18 protein-coding genes are annotated in these 19,574 nt (G+C 43.8%); 16 read left to right on the plus strand and 2 right to left on the minus strand.

Annotation, left to right across the window (positions count from 1 at the left end; genetic code table 11):
• Positions 1 to 94: 94 nt before the first annotated feature.
• The 10 genes from pdhA (at position 95) to AC0YOD_RS10440 (ending at position 12,995) form a co-directional block, all read left to right on the plus strand.
• A complete protein-coding gene (gene pdhA / locus AC0YOD_RS10395; protein ID WP_475799188.1) occupies positions 95 to 1,162 on the plus strand; it encodes a pyruvate dehydrogenase (acetyl-transferring) E1 component subunit alpha in 1,068 nt (355 codons plus the stop codon).
• Between the two features lie 20 nt (positions 1,163 to 1,182).
• The gene (locus AC0YOD_RS10400) at positions 1,183 to 2,160 is read left to right on the plus strand and encodes an alpha-ketoacid dehydrogenase subunit beta (protein WP_475799189.1); all 978 of its coding nucleotides are present in this window, start codon (positions 1,183 to 1,185) and stop codon (positions 2,158 to 2,160) included.
• Between the two features lie 15 nt (positions 2,161 to 2,175).
• A complete protein-coding gene (locus AC0YOD_RS10405; RefSeq protein ID WP_475799190.1) occupies positions 2,176 to 3,501 on the plus strand; it encodes a dihydrolipoamide acetyltransferase family protein in 1,326 nt (441 codons plus the stop codon).
• 4 nt (positions 3,502 to 3,505) lie between these two features.
• Positions 3,506 to 4,921 carry a dihydrolipoyl dehydrogenase gene (lpdA, locus tag AC0YOD_RS10410; RefSeq protein WP_475799191.1) on the plus strand — a complete coding sequence of 472 codons (1,416 nt, stop codon included), beginning with the start codon at positions 3,506 to 3,508 and terminating at the stop codon, positions 4,919 to 4,921.
• A gap of 117 nt (positions 4,922 to 5,038) precedes the next feature.
• Entirely contained in the window at positions 5,039 to 5,524 is a 486-nt protein-coding gene (locus tag AC0YOD_RS10415; protein ID WP_475799192.1) for an acyl-CoA thioesterase, read from the plus strand.
• Positions 5,525 to 5,583: 59 nt separating this feature from the next.
• The gene (locus AC0YOD_RS10420) at positions 5,584 to 6,543 is read left to right on the plus strand and encodes a thymidylate synthase (RefSeq protein WP_475799193.1); all 960 of its coding nucleotides are present in this window, start codon (positions 5,584 to 5,586) and stop codon (positions 6,541 to 6,543) included.
• 35 nt (positions 6,544 to 6,578) lie between these two features.
• Positions 6,579 to 7,073 (plus strand): dihydrofolate reductase, encoded by a 495-nt coding sequence (locus AC0YOD_RS10425; protein ID WP_475799194.1) that lies wholly within the window; start codon positions 6,579 to 6,581, stop codon positions 7,071 to 7,073.
• A gap of 246 nt (positions 7,074 to 7,319) precedes the next feature.
• Positions 7,320 to 8,807, plus strand: a complete 1,488-nt coding sequence (locus tag AC0YOD_RS10430) for a glutamate synthase subunit beta (RefSeq protein WP_475799349.1) — start codon at positions 7,320 to 7,322, stop codon at positions 8,805 to 8,807.
• A gap of 510 nt (positions 8,808 to 9,317) precedes the next feature.
• The gene (locus tag AC0YOD_RS10435; RefSeq protein WP_475799195.1) at positions 9,318 to 10,433 is read left to right on the plus strand and encodes a hypothetical protein; all 1,116 of its coding nucleotides are present in this window, start codon (positions 9,318 to 9,320) and stop codon (positions 10,431 to 10,433) included.
• A gap of 294 nt (positions 10,434 to 10,727) precedes the next feature.
• Entirely contained in the window at positions 10,728 to 12,995 is a 2,268-nt protein-coding gene (locus AC0YOD_RS10440; protein ID WP_475799196.1) for a type IA DNA topoisomerase, read from the plus strand.
• Positions 12,996 to 13,080: 85 nt separating this feature from the next.
• Here the strand turns inward: AC0YOD_RS10440 and AC0YOD_RS10445 are convergent, their stop codons facing one another.
• Together AC0YOD_RS10445 and AC0YOD_RS10450 are read right to left on the minus strand one after the other, a co-directional pair.
• Positions 13,081 to 13,815, minus strand: a complete 735-nt coding sequence (locus AC0YOD_RS10445) for an HAD family hydrolase (RefSeq protein WP_475799197.1) — start codon at positions 13,813 to 13,815, stop codon at positions 13,081 to 13,083.
• Between the two features lie 120 nt (positions 13,816 to 13,935).
• Positions 13,936 to 14,160 carry a hypothetical protein gene (locus AC0YOD_RS10450; protein WP_475799198.1) on the minus strand — a complete coding sequence of 75 codons (225 nt, stop codon included), beginning with the start codon at positions 14,158 to 14,160 and terminating at the stop codon, positions 13,936 to 13,938.
• A gap of 157 nt (positions 14,161 to 14,317) precedes the next feature.
• Between AC0YOD_RS10450 and AC0YOD_RS10455 the strand changes: the two genes are divergently transcribed.
• The 6 genes from AC0YOD_RS10455 (at position 14,318) to AC0YOD_RS10480 (ending at position 19,569) form a co-directional block, all read left to right on the plus strand.
• On the plus strand, positions 14,318 to 15,043 hold the full coding sequence (locus AC0YOD_RS10455; RefSeq protein ID WP_475799199.1) for a phosphonate ABC transporter ATP-binding protein: 726 nt from the start codon (positions 14,318 to 14,320) through the stop codon (positions 15,041 to 15,043).
• The gene (locus tag AC0YOD_RS10460; protein ID WP_475799200.1) at positions 15,040 to 15,552 is read left to right on the plus strand and encodes a GNAT family N-acetyltransferase; all 513 of its coding nucleotides are present in this window, start codon (positions 15,040 to 15,042) and stop codon (positions 15,550 to 15,552) included. The genes AC0YOD_RS10455 and AC0YOD_RS10460 overlap by 4 nt, the downstream gene beginning before the upstream one ends.
• A 15-nt stretch (positions 15,553 to 15,567) precedes the next feature.
• Positions 15,568 to 16,179 (plus strand): DUF3298 and DUF4163 domain-containing protein, encoded by a 612-nt coding sequence (locus tag AC0YOD_RS10465; RefSeq protein WP_475799201.1) that lies wholly within the window; start codon positions 15,568 to 15,570, stop codon positions 16,177 to 16,179.
• A 74-nt stretch (positions 16,180 to 16,253) separates the two neighbouring features.
• Positions 16,254 to 16,847 carry a response regulator gene (locus AC0YOD_RS10470; RefSeq protein ID WP_475799202.1) on the plus strand — a complete coding sequence of 198 codons (594 nt, stop codon included), beginning with the start codon at positions 16,254 to 16,256 and terminating at the stop codon, positions 16,845 to 16,847.
• A 163-nt stretch (positions 16,848 to 17,010) separates the two neighbouring features.
• The gene (locus AC0YOD_RS10475) at positions 17,011 to 18,624 is read left to right on the plus strand and encodes an amino acid permease (RefSeq protein ID WP_475799203.1); all 1,614 of its coding nucleotides are present in this window, start codon (positions 17,011 to 17,013) and stop codon (positions 18,622 to 18,624) included.
• Positions 18,625 to 18,897: 273 nt separating this feature from the next.
• Positions 18,898 to 19,569: an MOSC domain-containing protein gene (locus tag AC0YOD_RS10480; protein ID WP_475799204.1), complete on the plus strand. Its 672-nt coding sequence runs from the start codon at positions 18,898 to 18,900 to the stop codon at positions 19,567 to 19,569.
• Positions 19,570 to 19,574: the final 5 nt, after the last annotated feature.

Here is a 19,574-nt window from a genome sequence, read left to right on the forward strand (position 1 = left end):
TTTTGCTTTGACCAACTTCGTTAAACAGGTTTATAATAATTCTATAACAGAGAAAAAAGTTTTTCAAATATTTCAATTGAGGTGAGCGTTCAAAATGAGCAAATTACCATATGAAGTTCAAACGGAACCGGTAACACCACTATCCATCTTGTCACTTGATGGTGAAGTTGTTAGCCCTGATCTAATGCCGGAATTAACCGATGATCAATTAAAAGAGATTATGTACCGCATGGTATTTACTCGTACTTGGGATGAGCGTGCTGTAAATCTTGGACGTCAAGGTAGACTTGGCTTCTATGCGCCAGTATCTGGTCAAGAAGCATCCATGGTCGGCAGTGAGTACGCACTTAATAAAGATGATTTCATTTGCCCGGGTTACCGTGATATGCCGCAGCTTGTTTGGCACGGTTTGCCGCTATACCAAGCTTTCCTTTATTCACGTGGTCATCAAGCAGGCGGACAAATTCCGCAGGATGTTCACGTTCTAATGCCGCAAATCATCATTGGCGCTCAAATTTTGCATGCGACTGGCGTTGCTATGGCGTTTAAGAAAAAGAACGAGAAGCGTGTCGCAATCACGTATACAGGCGATGGCGGTTCATCAGAAGGCGACTTCTATGAAGGCATGAACTTTGCAGGTGCTTATAAGCTTCCTGTCATTTATGCTGTACAAAACAATGGTTATGCGATCACTACACCATTTGCTAAGCAAACAGGCGCTTTATCCATTGCACACAAAGCAGTTGCTGCTGGTATCAAAGGCATTCAAGTAGACGGAATGGACGTGCTTGCTGTAATCAAAGCTGTTCAAGAAGCTGCTGAACGCGGCCGTAATGGCGAAGGCGCAACATTGATCGAAATGATCACTTACCGTTTCCGTCCGCATTCCATGGCGGATGACGCGACTAAATACCGGACTAAAGAAGAAGAAGCAGAATGGGCTTTGAAAGATCCGCTCGTTCGTTTTGGTAAGTTTTTGGAGAAAAAAGGTCTTTGGTCAGACGAAGATACAGCTCGTGTGAAAGACGAAGCGAAAGCGACTGTAAACGAGCATATCAAAAAAGCAGAAGCAGTTGAAAAAATGACTGTAGCTGGCTTGATCGATACGATGTTCGAAACAACACCGCAACACTTGGAAGAGCAAAAGGCCGATTTTCAATAGTAGAGGAGGATCAGACAATCATGGCTCAAATGAATATGTTGGAAGCAATTCGCGATGCGATGCGTGTAGAACTTAAACGTGATTCAAACGTTGTCATCTTCGGTGAGGACGTAGGTAAAGTCGGCGGGGTATTCCGTGTGACAGAAGGTTTGCAAGAAGAATTCGGAGAAGATCGTGTATTTGATACACCTCTTGCTGAGTCGGCGCTTGCAGGTATGGCAGTTGGTATGGGACTTCAAGGTTTCCGTCCGATCGCAGAAATTCAATTTGTTGGTTTTATTTATGAGGCTCTTGATCAAATGTTCGTTCAAGCAGCACGTATGCGTTTCCGTTCAGGCGGTCGCTACAACTCACCAATCGTATTCCGTACACCTTTCGGCGGCGGCGTGAAAGCAGCTGAGCTTCATACGGATTCCCTTGAGGGTCTAGCTATCCAAACACCAGGTATCAAAGTAATCGTTCCTTCCAATCCTTATGATGCAAAAGGTTTGATGATCTCAGCGATTCGTGAAAATGATCCTGTATTCTTCATGGAGCATTTGAATCTATACCGTGCTTTCAAGGCTGAAGTGCCTGAAGGTGAATACGCGGTTGAGATCGGTAAAGCAAACGTTGTTCGCGAAGGCAGCGACGTTACTATTATTACTTACGGTATGATGGTTCATACAGCTGTGAAAGCTGCTGAAGAGCTTGAGAAAACAGGCGTGAAAGTTGAGGTTATCGATCTTCGTACCTTGATGCCGCTTGATATCGATACAATTGTAGCTTCGATTAAGAAAACGAACAGAGCGATTGTTGTGCAAGAAGCGCAAAAAACTTCCGGCGTTGCAGCTGAGGTTATTGCACAAATCAATGAAAATGCAATCCTACACTTAGAAGCGCCAGTTCTTCGCGTTGCTGGTCCGGATACGGTTTATCCGTTTGCACAAATCGAGGATGCGTGGCTTCCATCCGTAGCTCGTATTTCGGCAGCAGTTCAAAAAGTACTGAACTTTTAGAGGAGGTTACTAGCGATGGCTAAATTCGAATATCGTTTCCCAGAGCTGGGCGAAGGATTGCACGAAGGCGAAATTATCAAAGTGCATATCAAAGTCGGCGACACGGTCACAGATGATGATATTATTATGGAAGTTCAAAACGACAAAGCGATCGTTGAAGTACCATGCCCAGTAAACGGCAAAGTACTAGAAGTACTCGTTAAAGATGGTCAAGTTTGCCATATTGGCGAGGTAGTTGCAATCATAGATGCAGAAGGCGAATTGCCAGATCAACCGGAAGCTCCTAAAGAAGAAGCGCCTGCTCAGGCTGCTCCGACTGTAGAAGCTCCAGCAGCTCCTGCCGCTCCAAAAGCTGAAGCTGCCGCACCTGCAGCAGCATCTGCTCCAAAAGCAACAGGCGGTCTTGTTCTTGCTACGCCAAGCGTACGCAAATTCGCTCGTGAAAAAGGTGTAGACCTTACTCAAGTTGGCGGTACAGGCAAAAACGGACGCATCACTCGTGATGATGTGAACGGCTTTGGCGGTGCACCGGCTGCAGTTCAAGCCGATGCAGCAGCTCCTGAAGCAGACAACGCAGCAGTAGCAGCACAAGGCGCTGGCGAAGCAAAACCAGTTGCATCAACATCTGGTACAGCTTATCGTCCAGAAGAACGCGTACCTTTCAAAGGTATCCGCAAAATTATTGCGAATGCAATGTCCAAATCCGTCTACACAGCTCCGCATGTAACGATTATGGATGAAGTTGATGTTACTGAGCTTGTCGCTCTTCGTGCAAAATACAAGCCTTATGCTGAGAAAAAAGGCTCTAAGCTTACGTACTTGCCGTTCATCGTAAAAGCGCTTGTGGCAGCTTGCCGCGAGTTCCCAATTATGAACTCAACGCTTGACGAAGCTAGCCAAGAAATCGTATACCGCAAATATTACAATATCGGTATTGCTACCGATACAGATAACGGTCTAATCGTTCCTGTTATTGAAGACGCAGATCGTAAAAATCTATTCAAAATTGCAGATTCCATTCGTGATTTGGCTGTTCGTGGACGCGACGGCAAGCTTTCGGGCAGCGAATTGAAAGGCAGCACCATTTCCATTTCGAACATTGGTTCTGCTGGCGGTATGTTCTTCACACCAGTTATCAACTTCCCTGAAGTTGCAATTCTTGGTACAGGCAGAATTACTGAAAAAGCAATTGTACGCAACGGAGAAATCGTTGCAGCACCGGTTATGGCACTATCACTCAGCTTTGATCACCGTCTAATTGACGGTGCTACTGCACAAAACTTTATGAATTACATCAAAACACTTCTGGGCCAACCAGAATTGTTCATAATGGAGGTATAAAGACATGGTCGTAGGTGATGCTTCCCTAGATATTGATACTCTAATCGTAGGTGCCGGTCCTGGTGGTTATGTTGCAGCTATTCGCGCAGCACAACTTGGTCAAAACGTACTAATCGTGGATAAAGAATACGTAGGCGGCGTTTGCTTAAACGTTGGTTGTATTCCTTCCAAAGCACTTATTTCTGCTTCTCACCAATATGAGTCAATCAGTCACGCTTCTGCTTTCGGTATTGAAGTGGGCGAGGCGAAAGTTGATTTCAGCAAAGTGCAAGAATTCAAAAACGGTATCGTTAAGAAATTGACTGGCGGCGTTGCTTCTCTTTTGAAAGCAAACAAAGTCCAATATTTCAACGGCGAAGTGATGTTCATCAACGAAAACGAAGCTCGTGTTTTCAATGATCAAGAAGCACCTCGTTACCGTTTCAAAAACTGTATTATCGCTACTGGCTCACGTCCAATCGAGCTTAAAGCATTCCCGTTCAGCGGACGTATCGTATCGTCAACTGGCGCATTGTCCTTGCCTGAGATTCCAAAAAGCCTAGTTGTAATCGGCGGCGGCTATATTGGTATCGAGCTTGGTCAAATGTATTCCAAATTCGGAACTAAAGTAACTGTAATCGAAGGCTCTGACGCTATTTTGCCTGGCTTCGACAAAGATATGTCTTCAATCGTTGCGAAGAAACTGAAAAGTACGAATGTTGATATCATTACTGGCGCACAAGCAAAAGGCGCTGAGCAAACAGATAAAGACGTTACTGTAACTTACACAGTTGGCGACAAAGAAGAAAAAGTAACAGCAGACTACTTGCTTGTAACAGTAGGACGTCGTCCAAATACGGATGGCGAGCTTGGTCTTGATCTTATTAACCTTAAAATGTCCGATCGCGGTCTAGTTGAGGTTGACGAGCAATGCCGTACAAGCATTCCGCATATCTATGCAATTGGCGATATTATTGCTGGACCTGCACTTGCTCACAAAGCAATGTATGAAGGCCGTATTGCAGCTGAAGCTATTTCTGGTCAATCCAGCGTGATTGATTACAAATGTGTTCCTGCTGTTTGTTTCTCCGATCCAGAATGCGCAAGCGTTGGATACAGCGAGAAAGAAGCAAAAGAAAAAGGCCATAATGTTAAAGTTGGCAAATTCCCATTCGCAATTAATGGACGCGCAATGTCCCTTAACGCTAACGAAGGTTTTGTAAAACTTGTATCCGATGCAGATAACGGTCTTGTATTGGGCGCACAAATTATCGGTCTTGAAGCTTCCAACATGATTGCTGAGCTTGCTCTTGCAATTGAGATGGGTGCAACGCTTGAGGATATCGCGCTTACGATCCATGCGCATCCTACACTAGGTGAGATCGTGCTTGACGCAGCTGAGGTTGCTCTTGGTCACCCGATCCATACATTCATTAAATAAAACGCATCAATTGATGTCGTTTTGCAATAGTAGAGGTCTCGCGGCTGTCACAGCCGCAGAGGCCTCTTTGCGTTTCAAAGGGTCTGTAGTAAAATATTGAAGAGGAGTGATTTGGAGATGGAACAACCGACAAAACGAGCAAAAGAATCCAGAACATTAATGACTCAACTCATTTTCCCGCTAGATACCAATCATTACGATACGATGTTTGGCGGCAAACTGATGGAGTATATGGACAAGGTTGCGGCTATTGCAGCCATGAGACATGCTCGCATGCAGGTTGTGACTGCCTCAACGGATAGTCTTGATTTCTTGGCACCGATTCGAGTAGGTGAAGTGATTGAGGTTGAAGCGTTCGTTACATGGACGCAGAGGAGCTCTATGGAAATCTACGTATCGGTTCAATCTGAAAATATGTTAAGTGGTGAACGCAAAAAAACGGTTACTGCTTTTTTCACTTTTGTTGCGCTGGATGAACATGGCAAGCCGACGGCAGTACCAAACGTGCTGCCTGAGACAGAGGAAGAGATTAAGCTGCATGCATCAGCTCCAGAAAGACATGAGCTTAGAAAAAAAAGGAAACACGACAGACAACAAGGATAATGCTATAATTAATTCTTATTTTCAAGATTTTCTGCATCAAGACTGGAGGCTATATCGGAATGAGTAACAGTGAGCAATCCTATTTGCAATTGTTGAAATATGTTTTAGAGCATGGTACAAAAAAGGAAGACCGTACAGGAACGGGGACCATTTCTACATTTGGTTATCAAATGAGGTTTGATTTAAGTGAAGGATTTCCGCTTTTAACAACGAAGCGTATTCCATTTCGTCTAATAGCAAGTGAACTGATTTGGTTTATCCAAGGCGACACTAACATTCGTTATCTATTGCAAAATAATAATAATATTTGGAATGAGTGGGCATTCAAAAGATGGATTGAAAGTGAATGCTATACCGGTCCTGATATGACAAACTTTGGTCTTCGTTCTCAGAGCGATCCAGCATTTCAAGCCTTATACGAAGAACAAATGGAATTGTTTAAGCAGCGAATTTTAACGGATGAATTATTTGCTGCGGATTTCGGCGAGTTGGGGAATGTTTATGGCAAGCAATGGCGTGAGTGGAAAACCTCTCAAGGTGAAACCATTGACCAATTAAAGGATGTCATAGCGACCATCAAAAGCAACCCAGATTCAAGAAGACTGATTGTATCAGCATGGAATCCGGAGGATGTGCCTAGCAATATGGCGCTTCCGCCATGCCATACGATGTTTCAGTTCTATGTGACTAACGGAAAGCTTTCATGCCAGCTCTATCAGCGGAGTGCTGATATCTTTCTCGGCATACCCTTCAACATAGCCAGCTATGCGCTTCTAACGCATATGGTCGCGCATGAGTGTGGTCTAGAGGTAGGAGATTTCATTCATACGCTTGGGGACGCTCATATCTACACCAATCATATGGATCAAATTCAAACTCAGCTCCAGCGTGAGCCAAGAGCTTTGCCAACGCTAAAGCTTAATACTGAAAAGCAATCGATCTTTGACTTTGCAGTTGAGGATCTAGTCATTGAGCAGTACGAGCCTCATCCATCCATAAAAGCGCCGGTTGCTGTATAAAAGGCAGTCTATATATAAGGAGTTGCAAGATCGAAATGTCTATTACTTTAATTTCTGCGATGGATTCGAAACGAACGATTGGAATTGGAAATGCGATGCCTTGGCGATTGCCGGCGGAGATGGCTTATTTTAAAGAAAACACGCTTGGAAAGACCGTTCTTATGGGTCGAAAAACATTTGAGTCCATTCGCAGTAAACCGCTGAAGGATAGAAGAAATGTTATTTTGACGCGTCAACAGGATTTTCATCCTGAGGGCTGCGAGGTCGTGCATTCTGTGGAGGAAGCGCTCCAGCTTCTGAAGGATACCGAGATAATGGTGATGGGGGGAGCAGATATTTATGCACAAATGCTGCCCATTGCGGATACTGTGTTACTGACGGATGTTCATACGGAGATTCTAGGCGGAGATGCTTTTTTTCCGATATTGCCTGAAACCGACTGGGAGCTCGTTGATAGCGAGTATAGAGCAAGTGATGAGAAAAATGCGTTTTCTTTTACCTTTCAAACATTTAAAAGAAAATCCCGCTGACTTATTGGTCAGGAATTCATTCTATGACGAACGATATGTAACATAGTACAAAAGATTGTACGGATAATCCATTAACGATATTAGCGATGAAATGCTAGGATATTCTAAAATAGAAAACTAGTAATTTATACGACGTTATCAGTGGATTTGAAAAAGTTTGTTATTGAATAATTGATGAATTCCCGATATAGTTTTGTAATAGATGATGAAATGGTTACGGGAAATATGGATGGAGGAAATGCGATCATGTCTACACCTACTGGATTTATGGAATATCAACGCGAATTGCCGGCCGATCGCGACCCGCTGGAGCGTATTAAAGATTGGCAGGAATTTCATAAGCATTTTTCGGACGAACAGCTCAGAACACAAGGCGCACGCTGTATGGATTGCGGTACACCATATTGTCATACGGGAATTGAGCTTGCCGGTTCTGTCTCAGGCTGTCCAGTAAATAACCTTATTCCTGAATGGAACAACTTGATTTACCGCGGATTATGGCGTGAGGCGCTTGATCGTTTGCACAAAACGAATAACTTCCCTGAATTTACTGGCCGTGTGTGTCCTGCACCTTGCGAGGGCTCATGTACGGTTGGTTTGATAGGGGATGCGGTAACAATCAAGACGATCGAACAAGCCATTATAGACCGTGGCTTTGACGAGGGTTGGGTCGTTCCTCAACCGCCTAAAGTTCGTACAGGAAAACGCATCGCGGTTGTCGGTTCAGGTCCTGCAGGTATGGCTACTGCAGCACAATTGAACAAGGCCGGACATAACGTTACTGTATACGAGCGTGCTGACCGCATAGGTGGATTGCTCACTTACGGAATTCCTACAATGAAGCTTGAGAAGCATGTCGTACAACGCCGTGTGGATCTGATGGCTGCTGAAGGTGTAGAGTTTGTCGTAAATACGGAGATCGGCAAAGATATTACTGCTCAAGAGCTTGTTGAGAACTTTGATGCAGTTGTATTATGCGGCGGTTCGACGAGAGCGCGTGAAGTAGAAATGGAAGGCCGTCATTTGAACGGTGTTCATTTGGCGATGGACTATTTGAATGGGACAATCAAAAGCTATCTAGACTCCAATTTGGAGGATGGTAAATACATCTCCGCTAAAGACAAGGATGTTATCGTAATCGGCGGCGGTGATACCGGTACAGACTGTGTGGCAACGGCACTACGCCATGGCTGCAAATCGGTAACACAATTCGGTACACATGCGAAAGCACCTCTTGAGCGTGACAGCGTCAATAACCCTTGGCCGCAATTTCCAAATGTATACACATTGGATTACGCGCAGGAAGAAGCAAAGGCGCTATTCGGCGAAGATCCTCGCGCATTCTCCGTCCTCACGAAGAAATTCGTTGGAGATGAGAATGGTAATCTAAAAGAGCTTCACACGGTACAAATTATGCGGACAGTTGATGAGACTGGTCGTAAAATATATACTGAAATCCCAGGTACTGAAAAAGTATGGCCAGCTGATCTTGTTTTCATCGCAGTTGGTTTTGAAGGACCTGAAACAACACTTATCGATCAGCTTGGCCTTGCACAAGACCGCCGCACAAATGTGAAAGCGACTTATGGCAAGTACACGACCAATGTAGATAAAGTATTTGCAGCAGGAGATATGCGCCGTGGGCAAAGCTTGGTTGTATGGGCAATCAACGAAGGCCGAGAGGCCGCTCGTGAAGTCGATAAATATTTGATGGGATCGTCGATGCTTCCTTAATAATTTCGATTAGATAGAAGAAATAAGTGAAAAAGTAAGAGGAGAAGCGCCTTTCGAGGCGCTTTTCTTGCTGAGTAAATAAAAAGTCCTATATACTTAGATTATGCTACCGAGTAATGAATTTGAGTATAATTAATATGATTAAATATGAGCTTGAACGCATCACAGAGTTGAAATTTCTATCCTTTCAGCCTGTATTAGAAAAAAGAAACAGTCAATCAATGTAGATATTACTCTTCAGTTCCAGCTTGCTCCGGGTTCAGAAGTACCTTCAGATATGATTGATTTTACTGCGCTTGTCATTTGCACAGCGAATGGAACGATTGCTCAAATGGTACCGCATGATGAGGGTTGTGATTGTGAATATTAATTTACATTTAGCGAAAAGGAACAGATCGCAGCTTTTATTATGCAGCCTCATATTCAAGCGGAAATTTTAAAACAAAGCTCACCACAATAAGGAAAGATGTGGTAAAATCGGTGTGAGATGACGCAAAGGGGTGACTCGTCATGCCAGCCGAAGAAGCATATGTTTTATCGCCAACAGATGTTCGAAACATACGCAGCTATGTACAGCATAAATACGGTTCGATGCCGCAGGAGAAGCGTGCGGAAATCGTAGCAGATGCGGTTAATCGAATTATACATAAGCAATTGCCGAATTTTGAGACAAGCTTAAAGCGTTCCATTACGGCAACGCTCATTCGCACAGCGGTAATGGATCGACAAGGACCGGTTCGTGCTGATGATATTTTTGAGGCTTGCCTCAGCCTGGATAGATCTAATGAAAGCATTTATGATCCATTTCACGAATGGATGGAAGATCAGCTTCGAATCAGCTGTCAGAAGCCCGTAATGCAGCGTATTTTGGACAAGCTCCAGAATGATGATCAATCCTTTAGTGAAGCAGGCGGGACGCAATGGGACCAATTGTACGCCCTCTTGAAGGCAGAAGGTGTTCAACCGCAACATGTAATCGAAACGTCTGAGTCTGCGGAGATCATCACTTTAAATGCACCATCTGTAACTGTCATTCAGAGGCTTCGTACAAGAGTGGTTATGTATAGCGCTTTATGCATTTTTCTCGTTGCAGCGTCTTTGCTGTATGGTTGGTCTCTAGCTAAGCCATCACCCCAAATCCTTCAACCGCCGGCAGCGACGAAGCCGCTCCAACCCTTAAAAGCTCCTATTGATGGCTTACCGGCAGAATTGAGATACCAAAAGATTGATAATACCAAGCTAATTGATTACTTGGACAAAAAATCATCTGTTCTAGCTGAGAAGCGATATTTTGATGCTATTGTTGCTGCTGCGATGGCCTTTGATATTCATCCTGTGTTACTATTTGCAATTACAGGCCAAGAACAAGGTTTTGTGCCAAAAACAAACAAGCAATATTTAGAAATTGCCAATAATCCTTTTAATGTTTTTCATAGCTGGCAGGAGTTCAATACCACAATCGAGCAATCAGCAGAAATTGCTGCTCGTACGATCTTTAACCTGAGCAAGGATCGGCCGTCCGAGACGGATCCTTTCACTTGGATCAACCGTAAATACGCGGAAGACCCGAAATGGTCTGATGGTGTAAGATCCATTTTTTCAAGCATTATCAAGGAAATCAATTAATAACATCTATGTATGTATAGGATGATTAATGCCATTAATTCATATATAAAATGATGGAACCTGATGGGGAAAAAATACCCTTCAGGTTTTATTTTTTTCTCGTTTGAACATGAATAAAGGGTCAAAAAGGTTCCATTTTGATGAAGAAATCTGTAGAATGTTGTAGAGAAGTACATAATAATGATCCGATAAGAGGCGATTGGATCTTCAATTATTAAAGGGATGAGCTAGTTTTTTAAGTGATCGACACTAGCCGATTCAAATGGAAATGCCTAATGAAGGAGCGATAATCTTTTGAAGACACTAATCATTGCGGAGAAGCCTGATATGGGACGTAATATAGCGGCCGCAATAGATCCCAAAGCAAAAAATCACCGTTCCTACATAGAAGGCGAGCAGTATATTATTACATGGGCGATCGGGCATCTCATTGGACTCGCAGAGCCTGATGCTTATGATGATCGCTACAAAAAATGGAATATTAATGATCTTCCGATTATTCCAACCCAATTCAAGCTTGTGCCAAACAAAAAAACAATCGACCAACTGAAGGTCATTGGCGATCTCGCCAAACGAAGTGATTTACTTGTAAACTCCTGCGATGCCGGGCGAGAAGGACAGTATATTTTCTCACTCATCCAGCGTCATTTGAAGCTGAAGCAGCCAGTAAAACGATTATGGATATCTGATCTAACGCCAGAAACCATCCGGAAAGGCTTTGCGGAGCTGAAGGAGGGCGCTGAATATGAGAATCTGACTCGTGCCGCTACAGCGCGAAGTGAGGCAGATTGGCTAATAGGGATGAACGGATCGCGTGCTTTTACAACAAAACACAATGTGTTGCTGTCGGTAGGAAGAGTTCAGACGCCGGTGCTTGCGTTAATATATGATCGTCAAAAGCAGATTGAAGCTTTTTCTTCGTTGAAGTTTTTTGAACTAGAAGGACATTTTTCGCAAAGTGAAATGACATACCGCGGTATGTGGCAAGGCGAGCGAATGACGGATCAAGCACAGGTTGAAGCATTGGCAGCGAAGGTGAAGGGAAAAGAAGGGCGAATTTCCTCGTATGAGGTGAAGGAAACGAAGGAGCATCCATTTAAGCTTTATGATCTTACGCTGCTTCAGCGGGAAGCCAATGGTAAATACGCTTTCTCCGCGAAAAAGACACTAGATACTGCGCAAGCATTATACGAGAAGCATAAGGTTATTTCTTATCCTAGAACGAATTCCAATTATGTGACAGAGCAAAATATTCCTGAAATGCACAAAACACTGAATGCTTTGCAAGGGACCGTATATGATGAGCTTGTCCGGGGAGCTAATCGTGGACTTGTTCATAAAGGGAATAAATCGATTTGCAATCCGACTAAGGTAGAGGACCATCATGCGATATTGCCTACCAACCGTAAAGCCAATGGACTTACTCCGGATGAGCAGAAGCTTTATGATCTGATTGTGAGAAGGTTCCTATCTCAGTTCTATCCCGCTGCTGAATATAAGGTGCATACCGTTCTGACCGAAGTAGAGAATGAGAGCTTCAAAACGACGGTTAAGGAGCTGCTCAGCCTAGGCTGGAAGGTCATTTATGCCGATCAGAAGAAGGAAAAAGCAAAAGCAACCAAGGGCAAAGACAAGGACGAGCAAGAGGATGAGGAAATCGAGGTAAGTGAGCCTTTCTCAATCGATTCCAACGCTGGCGTTATTTGTTCCGATGCAATAGTGAAAGAGAAGGATACGCAGCCTCCAAAGCACTATACAGAAGGAACCTTATTGAAAGCGATGGAGAGCGCGGGCAAGCAGATTGAGGATGAGGATACGCGAGATGCCATGAAGGATTCGGGTCTTGGCACACCAGCGACACGCGCCGCTACAATTGAACGTTTGAAAAATGTTGGCTATGTGGAGATGCAAGGAAAGAAAATCAACATCACACAAAAAGGTCGAACCGCTATCGAACTTATTCGAGGAGCAGGCATTGATCTTCTGACTTCACCAGAGATGACGGGCTTATGGGAGAGACGATTAACCGAAATATCCAGGGGAACGGCATCGGACGGTCAGTTCATGGAAAATGTAAAAAAATTCGCAACGATGATTGTCGATAAGGTTCGTGTCCAATCAAGAGCTGCAAAAACATCATTTGAGAGTGATGCTCCCGCTTCGGCAGGCAGGGGAGCAGCGGGTAAGAGGGCAGCCTCATCCACTCGCAGTGGTGGAACTGCTGTCAAAACGCGTACTTCTGCGGCTTCTAAGAAAAGTACAAGCGTGGATTCTTCTGCATCAAGCGGCCCAAGCGTGGTTGCAGTGTGTCCTCGCCCAGGCTGTGGCGGCTCGATTTTCATGGGAAGAAAGGGTTACGGTTGTTCTCATTATAAGGAAGGCTGCAAATTCGTCATCTGGAAGGAAAGCTTCGGACGGAGTCTAACGGATGTGCAGGTGAAAAATTTAGTGGAGAAGGGCAAAACCAATAAGCTGAAGCTGACGCTTGAGGATGGTACACAAACAGAAGGCAAAATTGTTGTCAAAAATATAGATACAGGTGAATTAGCAATAGAAGAGTAGCCTCTAAGCAAATGGCAAAAAAATAGACCTGACTCCGCATCCCTTGCGTGGGGGCGTAGTCGGGTCTATTTGATAACATTGATGCTTACCGATTGAGATACTGGTGGATCGCATCCGGCACATCTTTGAGATGATCTAATGTTAAAAAAGCACCCTTTGGCTCAATTTCTATCTGCATGACATTGAATTGCCATTCCGATACCGCGCGCATATGAATGGCATGAATGCCTGCTGTTAATGCGGGCACCACGTCTGTGCGAATGGAGTTCCCAATCATCCAAGTACTGCTGCGATCGAAAATGCCTGTAGATAGAATATTTTCTAACGCATCGCTGTTCTTCAGTCGTCTAATATAGATCCGAGATTCAAAGTAACGTTCCAAATTCAAGCTTTGAATTTTGCGCTGCTGAATAAGAAGCTCGCCGCCTGTATATAAATGAAGCTCATGTCCAGACTCAGCCAGCGAGTAAAGGGTGTGCTCCATATTTGGATAAGGCTCGATATCATGCTCATAGACGGAGAGACCCATCTTCCAAAGCAGATTTTCTTCCTTTGGAGAACGCTTGCGTCCAGTCAGATTGGAATAGTACGTATAGGTGTCAACGAAGGATTGTGGGAAATGCTCGCTCTTGAAGCCGTTTACAGCAACAGCGGCAATATCGAGCTCCATTTGTTTATCTCGAATGGCATCTATCGTAACTTCAGGATGAGCTTCAAACCAAGTTGTCATTGCAGAAATAAACTGATCAATGACCATATAAAAATATTTATTACAGTGAATTAGCGTATCATCCAAGTCAAACATAATTTGTTGTTTCATCTAATATTTCTCCTTTGCTGCATATAAGGCTGTATGTCCAATCTACCGCAATTGAGGGGGCTCCGTCAATTCATGTAAAAAAGGAGAAGGTGACGAATCACCTCCTCCTCATAGATTATGTTATGCATATTTCAACTGTGTCGCAGCGATTTGATTTTTGATAAACGCGATTCGTCTACGAATATAGAAGTCTTTGCTGTCATTCTTTAAATCATTAGGGGTGATCACCTCCTCTGCTGCATTGTCGATAATGATAAGCTTACCATCAGCGTAAAACTTAAAGGTTAAGTCGCGGAATGGACGTGCTTTCTCTACATAACGGAAATTTTCGCAGATGTTATTCATGGTGATCAGGCCTCCTTTAAGGGTTGAATTGCTTGATCGATGGAACGTTTGTTCTTGTTTTTATTATACCAAACATTTGTTCGTATGGAAACTGTTTTTTGTTTAACGTAAACTAGATTCATAGATGCGATTGCTGCTAACAGAAGGAGCGCGGAAAATGATTAGAATAAAAAACTTATCCAAACGTATTCCAGGGGGCCCAAAGGTGCTCAGCGATATTAGTTTTGAAGCCTATCCGGGTGATTTTATCGCGATAAAAGGAGACAGCGGAAGCGGGAAGTCTATGCTGCTCAAATGCTTGGCGCTTCAAGAAAAATGGACTGAGGGTACTTATCAATTTAATGGCAAGGATGTTTTCAAAGAAGGTATAACCGCGAAGATGAAAGTAAAGCGCGAGGTAGCATATTTAGAAGAGAAGCCATTTTTGTTTCCGAACAAGACAGGACTCAAAAATGTAATCATCGGCTCTATTACACAAACTCCAGCTTGGCGCAGATGGACAGGCATGGTTCGTAATGATGATTATATGGGTGCCATGGACATGATTGAGAAGCGGGGACTTATTGATAAGGCGCATCAAAAAGCAAGTACATTAAGCGGCGGAGAGCGTCAGCGTATGGCTGTTGCAAGAGCTCTTGTACATGGTGCCAAGATCATCGCAGCGGATGAGCCTGTATCAGGGCTGGATCCCCATACAGCAGATCAAGTGCTTAGTGATTTGAAAGCGCTATGCCGAGATCAAGGCGTTATCGTTATCGCAGTTATGCATCAGGGTGATTGGGCGGAAAGATATGCGGATCGGATACTAGGCTTGAATAGTGGGAAGCTGGTACTGGACGTAAGAGGCAGAAGACTCACTGAACGCGAGAAATCATTGCTGTGAATGAAATTATACTGCGGCCAATAGCTGAACAGGAGCTCGAGGCCGCCATTGCCCTGGAGCTCAGCTGTTACACGCCGGAAGCAGCCGCTTCGCTCAGCGGTTTTCAATTTCGTTATAAGCATTATCGAAAGTTTTTTTGGTCTGCATGGAGAGGGACAGAGCTGCTGGGTATAACGAATGGCATTAGAACCTCCCAGTCATCCTGCGGTGATGAGATGAAGGGTGATCAAGCTGATTTTTTGCTGGGTCATAACTTCTGTGTGCTTACTGTTGCCGTCAATCCTAATTCTCGCAGACAGGGAATCGGCTCAATGCTTATGAAGAAGCTAGTAGAGCAATGTCAGATGGATGGAATCCAAACGATCATTTTAATGTGTGAAGAACATTTGATTCCGTTTTATCAAGCAGAGCAGTTTCAGCTTCGTGGCGAGTCCGCTTCTCAGCATGGCGGGATCAAATGGTATGAGATGAGTCGCAGCCTGCATATACTGGAGCATCTTACCGAATAGGAAGGTGTCTTCAGAATGCCATTTAAACCGCCTGTCGTTATACAAACGGCTAAATCCGTTTTTCCGAAAGCTGAGTTATTTTTGCCTTATGTGAGCGGAGGGCAAAGCGAAGCTGCGGATAAGAAAATCAATCATACCATTCATGAAACGGTTCAGAATCAAGTTAACAGTCAAGGGGCTCTCGATTATCCTCAAGCTCAAATGATTGGTTATTTTGAACAAAAGACGAATCAAAAGGACTATCTCGGCTTATCTTTGTTTAATTACGCATATACAGGCGGTGCCCATGGCAATACGCTTCAGCAATCGCTCACTTTTAAGCAATCTACTGGACAAACGTATACGCTAGCGCAATTGTTTAAGCCCGGAGCGGATTACGTGAAGCGTTTAAGTGAAATTGTCAGCGCACAAATTAAAGCGAGATCGATTGAACCGTTGGAGCCGTTCCAATCCATCAGACCGGATCAGGATTATTATGTCGCTGATCGCTCGCTGGTCATTTATTTTCAGCTCTATGAACTGACTGCTTATGTATATGGTTTTAATTATTTTCCGATAAGCGTTTATGAGATCCAAGATATAATCAACGAAGATGGACCACTGGGCGTAATGCTTGTAAATGATTAAAAGGTAATGAAGCTCCAACTATAGAAAGAAAAGATTTTCAATTGGATAGCTTTTGGCTTTAAGGAGAAGGCACTATGACTTTGATAATCGTACTTATTGCTGTAGCAGTAATCGCCTCTGTGTCGTTTGCCTTGTATCAGCAGAATCATAAAAACAATGAAAAAAAGTATCATAATACGGCATCCCCCGATCAAACAACAAAATCTTCCAGTCTCGAAGTAGAGAATGGGCTGGATAATCCCATTTTTATCTCAAATGTTGAAGAAAAAAAATTGCCCATTATGTGCACGAAACAAACTAATGAAATTCAAGGAGCTATCTTAGTTGTAGATGATCAGCCATCGATCCGCATGTTAATCGGTGAATTGTTTAGTGAGATTGGCGCAACTGTGTATGAAGCTGAGAACGGTACAATGGCGCTGGATCTTTTTAAGAACCATTCAATTGATTGTATATTGCTAGATCTGAAAATGCCTGACATGACTGGGATTGAGGTTCTGCGGGGCATAAGAGAAATGTCGGCGCAAGTGCCAGTCATTCTTATAACCGCTTATATTGAACCGCATATCGCTGAAGAAGCGAATAAACTTGGTGCAAGCAAGCTTTTGTCAAAGCCTTTTGATATTCATGAACTGAAAAAAGAAGTGATTGGATTTCTCGAGCAATAATGACTTGCAACCACTTAATATTTCGAATGGAAGCTTCGCATTAGAATAGATGCGAGGCTTCTTTGATTTGTATAGGTTAGGACTTAGATACATCTAGTGCCTTGTCCTTGTCTCTGCATGTGACTGCCAACTAACTCATATATTTATGTATGGGGGTGTGAATATGCTGTTATTTGTTGCAGGAGTAATATTGATGTTCGCCGTTTGCGTAGCTGTATGGCTAGGTGCATACAAAGCGCAGCGTTCGATAAGGTCGTCTACACATGTAAGCATGCTACAGTACGGAGAGGCAGCACAGCAGCTTCAGGATAAACATGATTTGCATCGCTTTGGATTGGCACAGCTGTTTCGAAGAAGATGGGGTGGTTTATCCATATTCGCTTTATCCTTTAACACAATGGGATTAGTAGGCAGCGCAGTAATCGTATTTGGTCCTGCGTTAGGAGAGGGAGGACCCTCTGTTATTGGTTTTGGACTGCCTATATTGGCATTATTGATGCTAGCTGTCAGTGGTTCGATAGCTGAGCTTGCTTCTGCGGTGCCAACGGCTGGCGGTATCTATCATGCGGCAACAGCAATCAGTGGTAGAAAATGGGGTTGGCGAACGGGATGGCTTAACGCCTCAGGCCACTTGGCTATGCTAGCTTTGGTTAATTACGCTTGTGCGATATACATCGATACATATGCTTCCGCCCGTTTTGGCTATCAAGCCAGCTCTTTATCCTTCTGGGGTATTCTTCTTGCGATATCGATAGCCCAGGGAGCGATTAATCATTGGGGTTATCGTATGCTTGGCGTGCTTCAAGCTTGCGGTGTTTGGCTTCAAGTGCTGACAGCAGTTGGTATACTCAGTGGACTTGTTTGGGTATTTTGGCCAGGCGGATATTCTCCTTTATGGTTATTTCAATTTCAAAATGCGGGGTGGAGCGGTACCGTACAGTCTGGCGCATACATCAGCGGCTTATTGCTTTTACTTAAGCTATTTTTAGGAATGGATGGCGCTAGTCACGGATCAGAGGAAACGCTTGATCCTCGTATTCGAGTACCTTGGGCGATCTACTTGTCTACAGCTTATATATTCATCATCGCATTTATTCTGCTTGCATTCATGCTGCTCAATATGGGACCGGCAATAGGTGCAACGGGCATGGGGCTTTTTATTCAAACAGCTATGATCGGATGGGGAGGGCAAGCCTTCATTGTTATTTTAATTATTTGCTCACTATGGGGAAGTGGCTTGCAGTCTCTTACAGTCTGTTCACGCGTTGTATATAGTCTAGCACGTGACGAAGCGCTGCCACTAAGTCGTAAGTGGTCCTTAGTATCTGAACGGCTGCAAACCCCCATTCAAGCTGTTTGGCTCTGCATTACGACTTCTCTAACGATTACTATAATTGCAATACTAAGCAATGAGAGAGAGGTCATCAATCTTTTGCTTGCATTAGCGATTATTTGCTTGCATATATCGTATGCCATACCGATTGGTCTTAAGCTAGGTAAAAGAGAGAGGGGGAGTTTATTAAATGACGCTCCCTGGTCATTGGGAAATTGGAGCATGCCCATTAATTGGGCAGCATTCCTTTGGTTAATCTCCTCCAGTATACTGGCCGGTATTTTTGTGCATGTTTCGGGTGCTATTATTGCTGGGTTGTTATTCTTAGCAACGGCAATTATTGAGTTTCGATATAAAAAGAAACATGTAGAACGTTTGCAAAGCAGAGCTAGAGGATCCCATAAGGAGCTGTTTGGAATGGAAGGGAAGTTCCCTTTGAATTGACAGAATATTATGGCAAACGGGGAAATAAGGTTCTTTATTTCAGGAAATATTTCCGATAAATTAGAAAACATTTCCCGGGGAAGCGCAATAAGCTACACGAAAGAAACGTTTTCGACACGCTATGGAAATTCATGTTGTAAATGATGTCGAAATGAAATTCAATTAAATAGTTAACTGCATGAATGATTGATAAAGCTTTAACACTTTGCCAACTTCTCCCTTTCACGTTTATAATGTTCAAATAAGCAAAAAATCTAGGAGGCTTTTGGAAAAATGAAACAAAACATAGAATCAGCACGTCTGATCTCTTTAAATGTTGGTATGCCCTCCATGATTGCACACGGCTCTAAAGAGGTGCTGACAGGTATTTTCAAGCAGCCTTCTCAACTCGCGCATAAGCTTAGCTTTACCGGTCTACAAGGGGATGGGCAGGGTGATACCGTTCATCACGGCGGCCCCGATAAAGCAGTTTGTGCTTATTTTGAGAAGCGTTATCCGCTTTGGGAGAATGAGCTCGGTGCTGCCTTTCAATCCGGCGCTTTTGGTGAAAACTTTACGCTCTCCAACTGGACGGAAGATGATTTATGCATTGGTGATCAGATTCAATCAGGTCAAATTTTGCTGGAAGTAAGTCAACCGCGTCAACCATGCTATAAGCTTGGACTGCGTAATGGATTGCCTGAACTGCCAATGCGAGCTCAAAAAAATGGCTTTACTGGATTTTATTTCCGAGTGCTGCAAGAAGGAGATATTCGTGAAGGAGCCGAGCTGATCATCACACACAGGCATCCTGCTAGAAAGTCGATTGCTGAGGCAAATCGTATTATGTACATGGATAAGGAAGATGTTAAAGGTTTGCAGGAGCTGCTGGAGGTTGAAGAGCTGGCAAAGAGCTGGCGAGATCAGCTTGGGAGCCGTTTGTCACGTTTGCAGCAGGAGAACTGAGGAGG

Source organism: Paenibacillus sp. J31P13 (genome assembly GCF_056269295.1).

What these genes read in the sequence shown, in the direction of transcription:
- pdhA (WP_475799188.1), top strand. Translation starts at nt 95, where the DNA reads ATGAGCAAATTACCATATGAAGTTCAAACGGAACCGGTAACACCACTA.
- AC0YOD_RS10400 (WP_475799189.1), top strand. Translation starts at nt 1,183, where the DNA reads ATGGCTCAAATGAATATGTTGGAAGCAATTCGCGATGCGATGCGTGTA.
- AC0YOD_RS10405 (WP_475799190.1), top strand. Translation starts at nt 2,176, where the DNA reads ATGGCTAAATTCGAATATCGTTTCCCAGAGCTGGGCGAAGGATTGCAC.
- lpdA (WP_475799191.1), top strand. Translation starts at nt 3,506, where the DNA reads ATGGTCGTAGGTGATGCTTCCCTAGATATTGATACTCTAATCGTAGGT.
- AC0YOD_RS10415 (WP_475799192.1), top strand. Translation starts at nt 5,039, where the DNA reads ATGGAACAACCGACAAAACGAGCAAAAGAATCCAGAACATTAATGACT.
- AC0YOD_RS10420 (WP_475799193.1), top strand. Translation starts at nt 5,584, where the DNA reads ATGAGTAACAGTGAGCAATCCTATTTGCAATTGTTGAAATATGTTTTA.
- AC0YOD_RS10425 (WP_475799194.1), top strand. Translation starts at nt 6,579, where the DNA reads ATGTCTATTACTTTAATTTCTGCGATGGATTCGAAACGAACGATTGGA.
- AC0YOD_RS10430 (WP_475799349.1), top strand. Translation starts at nt 7,320, where the DNA reads ATGTCTACACCTACTGGATTTATGGAATATCAACGCGAATTGCCGGCC.
- AC0YOD_RS10435 (WP_475799195.1), top strand. Translation starts at nt 9,318, where the DNA reads ATGCCAGCCGAAGAAGCATATGTTTTATCGCCAACAGATGTTCGAAAC.
- AC0YOD_RS10445 (WP_475799197.1), bottom strand. Translation starts at nt 13,815, where the DNA reads ATGAAACAACAAATTATGTTTGACTTGGATGATACGCTAATTCACTGT.
- AC0YOD_RS10450 (WP_475799198.1), bottom strand. Translation starts at nt 14,160, where the DNA reads ATGAATAACATCTGCGAAAATTTCCGTTATGTAGAGAAAGCACGTCCA.
- AC0YOD_RS10455 (WP_475799199.1), top strand. Translation starts at nt 14,318, where the DNA reads ATGATTAGAATAAAAAACTTATCCAAACGTATTCCAGGGGGCCCAAAG.
- AC0YOD_RS10465 (WP_475799201.1), top strand. Translation starts at nt 15,568, where the DNA reads ATGCCATTTAAACCGCCTGTCGTTATACAAACGGCTAAATCCGTTTTT.
- AC0YOD_RS10470 (WP_475799202.1), top strand. Translation starts at nt 16,254, where the DNA reads ATGACTTTGATAATCGTACTTATTGCTGTAGCAGTAATCGCCTCTGTG.
- AC0YOD_RS10475 (WP_475799203.1), top strand. Translation starts at nt 17,011, where the DNA reads ATGCTGTTATTTGTTGCAGGAGTAATATTGATGTTCGCCGTTTGCGTA.
- AC0YOD_RS10480 (WP_475799204.1), top strand. Translation starts at nt 18,898, where the DNA reads ATGAAACAAAACATAGAATCAGCACGTCTGATCTCTTTAAATGTTGGT.